The organism is Promineifilum sp. (SeqCode) (genome assembly GCF_041918635.1).
Lineage (GTDB): Bacteria > Chloroflexota > Anaerolineae > Promineifilales > Promineifilaceae > Promineifilum.
Map to the genome: position 1 here is coordinate 1 of NZ_JAYRVJ010000658.1, position 3,544 is coordinate 3,544.

At 60.2% G+C, this 3,544-nt stretch carries 3 protein-coding genes and 1 pseudogene; 2 read left to right on the forward strand and 2 right to left on the reverse strand.

Annotated features, from left to right (window positions below):
• Window positions 1-134 precede the first annotated feature (134 nt).
• Both ACE3UY_RS19285 and ACE3UY_RS19290 read right to left on the reverse strand, forming a co-directional pair.
• On the reverse strand, window positions 135-803 hold the full coding sequence (locus ACE3UY_RS19285) for a hypothetical protein (protein WP_374689106.1): 669 nt from the start codon (window positions 801-803) through the stop codon (window positions 135-137).
• A gap of 299 nt (window positions 804-1,102) precedes the next feature.
• Window positions 1,103-2,452, reverse strand: a complete 1,350-nt coding sequence (locus ACE3UY_RS19290; RefSeq protein ID WP_374689107.1) for an aspartate aminotransferase family protein — start codon at window positions 2,450-2,452, stop codon at window positions 1,103-1,105.
• A gap of 287 nt (window positions 2,453-2,739) precedes the next feature.
• On the opposite strand from ACE3UY_RS19290, the gene ACE3UY_RS19295 reads away from it, so the two are divergent.
• Entirely contained in the window at window positions 2,740-2,991 is a 252-nt protein-coding gene (locus ACE3UY_RS19295; RefSeq protein ID WP_374689108.1) for a hypothetical protein, read from the forward strand.
• Between the two features lie 17 nt (window positions 2,992-3,008).
• Window positions 3,009-3,405, forward strand: a pseudogene (locus ACE3UY_RS19300) (PIN domain-containing protein).
• Window positions 3,406-3,544 lie beyond the last annotated feature (139 nt).

Consider the following 3,544-nt stretch of genomic DNA (forward strand, 5'->3'; position numbering starts at 1 on the left):
AAACGCCTGCTTCGGCCTCCTTGAGGATCTGAACAATCTGGCTTTCGGTGAATCGTGACCGCTTCATGTGGAATCCTCCTGGGCTGATTATGCCCGATTTTTCCACTTATGATTGGTACTGATTTGGGGGATGGTTACCGCAACACGTCATCATAGAATTCTTTCCAGTAGCGTGGATAAAGTAAACGCGGTGCAAGGACGGCAATAATCTCCTCGACGGTTCGTTCCACTTCATCAGCGCTCTGTTTAACCTGCTTTGCTTTAGCAGTAAGTGCCGCTTCCTCTGCCGCCTTCTCTTGAGCAGCTCTAAAAGGCGCCTGCATAAACGACTCTAGGTCGACGGCAAGAAGATTCTTGAGCACTTTTAGAGCAAACGTAGCAAAGTCAGCTAGATGTGTTGGAATGATTCCAGCACCGTCATGGTACAGCTTGTTCCTAATACTGTGGAAATGTTTCGATGCTCTCAGATCCTCTGCACCGAATCGATCCGGAGCAGCCTTGTGCACCGCCTCGGCTTTTGCGAAGAAACTCTCGCTATTTGCTATATCTTTTTGAGTGCCTGTGCCAGTAGCTGCACCTGATTCCGATTTATGAAGTAGCAGAAAGGTCTTAATCGTAGATTCTATGCCAATATCAAACAGCAGATATGCCATATGCCGATCAAAGTTCTCGCGATCTTGTTGCATGTGCTGAACGCCATGAGCGATGAGTTGCGCAGGAGTATGCTGATACGGTTCGGTGACTATGGGCCTAAGGATCTCGTCCAGGGTTGCAGTCAGTGCGGTAATCGGAGAATCTGTCATTATAGCGATTCGGTGAAAGTAAATATTATTGATGCGCTGTTTGCACTACAGTAACAAGCTGGCTGCTGCGCTAAACCTACATAATCCAATGCTAACCGATCAGAGTATCGGAGCGTTAATGCTAAGACATCAGCAATCGCCCAAAGGATGTCTTTCATCCCATGTCGCTCCCTGACTCTAATTGTGACAGAATGATTGCACGCTCTCAGCAACCTTGCAAGGTAGTACAAATCTGAAAAATCATAACATGAATCCGCGAGAATCAGCGTTACAATTCGCGTTCATCTGCGTGCTATTCTTCACCTCCTTCTCGCCACCTGAATCATCGCCTCTAGACTCCTCTCCACATCCTCCTCCCCCGTCGCCCACGAGCTCACACTGATCCGCATCGCCGTCCGCCCCTGCCACACCGTCACGCCACACCAGCACGTGCCTTCCTGCTGGAGCGCGGCGATGGCCCGCTGCGTCGTCTCGGCGTCGCCAAAGGCGACGAGCACTTGATTGAGCGCGACCTCGTTCAACACCTCGAACCCGGCCGCCCGCAGCCCCTCGGCGAAGCGCCGCGCGTGCCGGCAGGTGCGCTCGACCAACTCGGCCACGCCCGACCGGCCCAGCGACTGCAGCGCCGCCCACACCTCCACGCCCCGCGCCCGGCGCGATAGCTCCGGTGTGTAGTCGGCCGGGTTGCGGTGGGGGCTGGTCGTCGGCAGGTAGTCGGCCGTGACCGACATGGCCGCCCGCAGCGCGTCGGGGTCGCGCACCAGGGCCAGGCCGCTGTCGTAGGGGACGTTCAGCCACTTGTGGAAGTCGGTCGCCCACGAGTCGGCCAGCTCTACGCCGGCCGTCAGATGGCGCAGCGACGGCGCGGCGGCGGCCCACAACCCGAACGCGCCGTCCACATGCACCCACGCCCCGGCCTCGTTGGCGTGCTCGCAGATGTCGGTCAGCGGATCGACCGCGCCGGTGTTGACGTTGCCCGCCTGGGCGCAGACGATGGTCGGCCCGCTCAGCGGCGGCAGGGCATCGGCGCGCAGCCGTCCCTGGCCGTCCACTGGCACGCGGACGACGTGGTTGCGGCCCAGGCCGAGCAGGCCGAGCGACTTGATCAGCGTCGGGTGGACTTCCTCGCCGACGACCACGGTGACCGGCGGCGCGCCGATGAGGCCGTCGGCCTCCACGTCCCAGCCGGCCTGCTTCAGCACGGCGTGGCGGGCGGCGGCCAGCGCGGTGAAGTTGGCGACGGTCGCGCCGGTGACAAAGCCGCCGCCCGTGCTGGGCGGCAGGCCGAACAGGTCGACCAGCCAGCCCAGGGCGACCTGCTCCAGTTCGGCCGTGGCCGGGGTGACGTTGTAGAGGGCGCTGTTCTGGTCCCACGCGCCGGCCAACCAGTTAGCGGCCAGGGAGACCGGCAGCGCGCCGCCGATGACGAAGCCGAAGAAGCGGCGGCCGGCGATGCCCATTGTGGCCGGGGAGCAGGTCTCGTCGAGTTGGGCCAGCACGGCTTCAGGGGCAGTCAGCTCGTCGGGCAGGGGGTGGCGCAGGGCGGCGAGGCCGGCCACCGCGCCAGGCGCGGGAGCGACGGGGCGGGCGTCTAGCCCTTCCAGGTAGGCGATGGCGCGCTGGGCGGCATCTTCGAGAAGTGGGCGCATGGGTGACCTCCGGGAAAAGAATCCGCAGATTTCGCTCGGCTGTCTTCAGCCGCGATTACGCAGATTTGAAGAGGCGGTACGACAAGGCTTGGGTTACCTATGAATGTTCTTGTCGGTTGGCGGGATGTGGGCGTTGGTTGGTTGTAGGGAGTAGGCAGTCTAGCAAATTGCACCGCACCTGACCACTTGTATGGGTTCCGGGTTGACGACTCTCCCCTACAGATTAGAATAGAAGTGATACGTGTGGCCGGGTTGAAAAGTACGTGCGGATGGAGTGGGTATGCTGAATGACTCTGACTCTGGAATTGCCCTCCGAACTAGAGTATGAGCTGGCTGAAGAAGCGGAACGTCGCGGGCTTTCACTGCCTGAGTACGCCTTGCTCGTCCTGACGACAGGTCTAACCGCTGAGAAAAGGCCGACCACCGGCGCGGAGCTGGTTGCCTATTGGCGTGAAGAAGGGCTGATTGGCTCTCGACCGGATATTGCCGATGGTCAGTCATACGCCCGCGCGTTGCGTCAACAGGCGGAGAAGCGCTAGAAAGAGCCAAACATCCCGTGATTCTTCTCGACACCGACATCCTCATCGACGTTCAGCGCGGTTTTTACGCCGGCGGTTGAATGGCTGGCCGACTTGTCAGAATTGCCCGCCGTGCCTGGCTTCGTCGTGATGGAGTTGATCCAAGGGGCGAACAACGCCGGTCAAGTCAGGCAGGCGCTCAAACTCGTCACCCCGTTTCCGGTCGTCTGGCCCACGGAGGCCGACTGCGCCCGAGCGCTCTCGGATTTCGCCGTCTACCACCTCTCACACGGTCTCGGATTGCTGGATGCGCTCATCGCCGCCTGCGCTGTGGGCCGGGCCGCCACTTTGTGTTCAATCAATGCAAAGCACTATCGCGCTGTTCCTGACTTGCACCTACAAACTCCTTATCAGCGCACCGCTAGTCTCCCCTAACCGCTTGACACATCCCCCTCACCGACTAGAATACAGATAGTTGATCAACCAAATAGGATGCAAGCGGCCGCCCGGGAGAGTATCCCGCGCAAGCGAGGTCGCCGAAGGGGCAAGCGGATTGGGTGCACCCGTCCGAGAA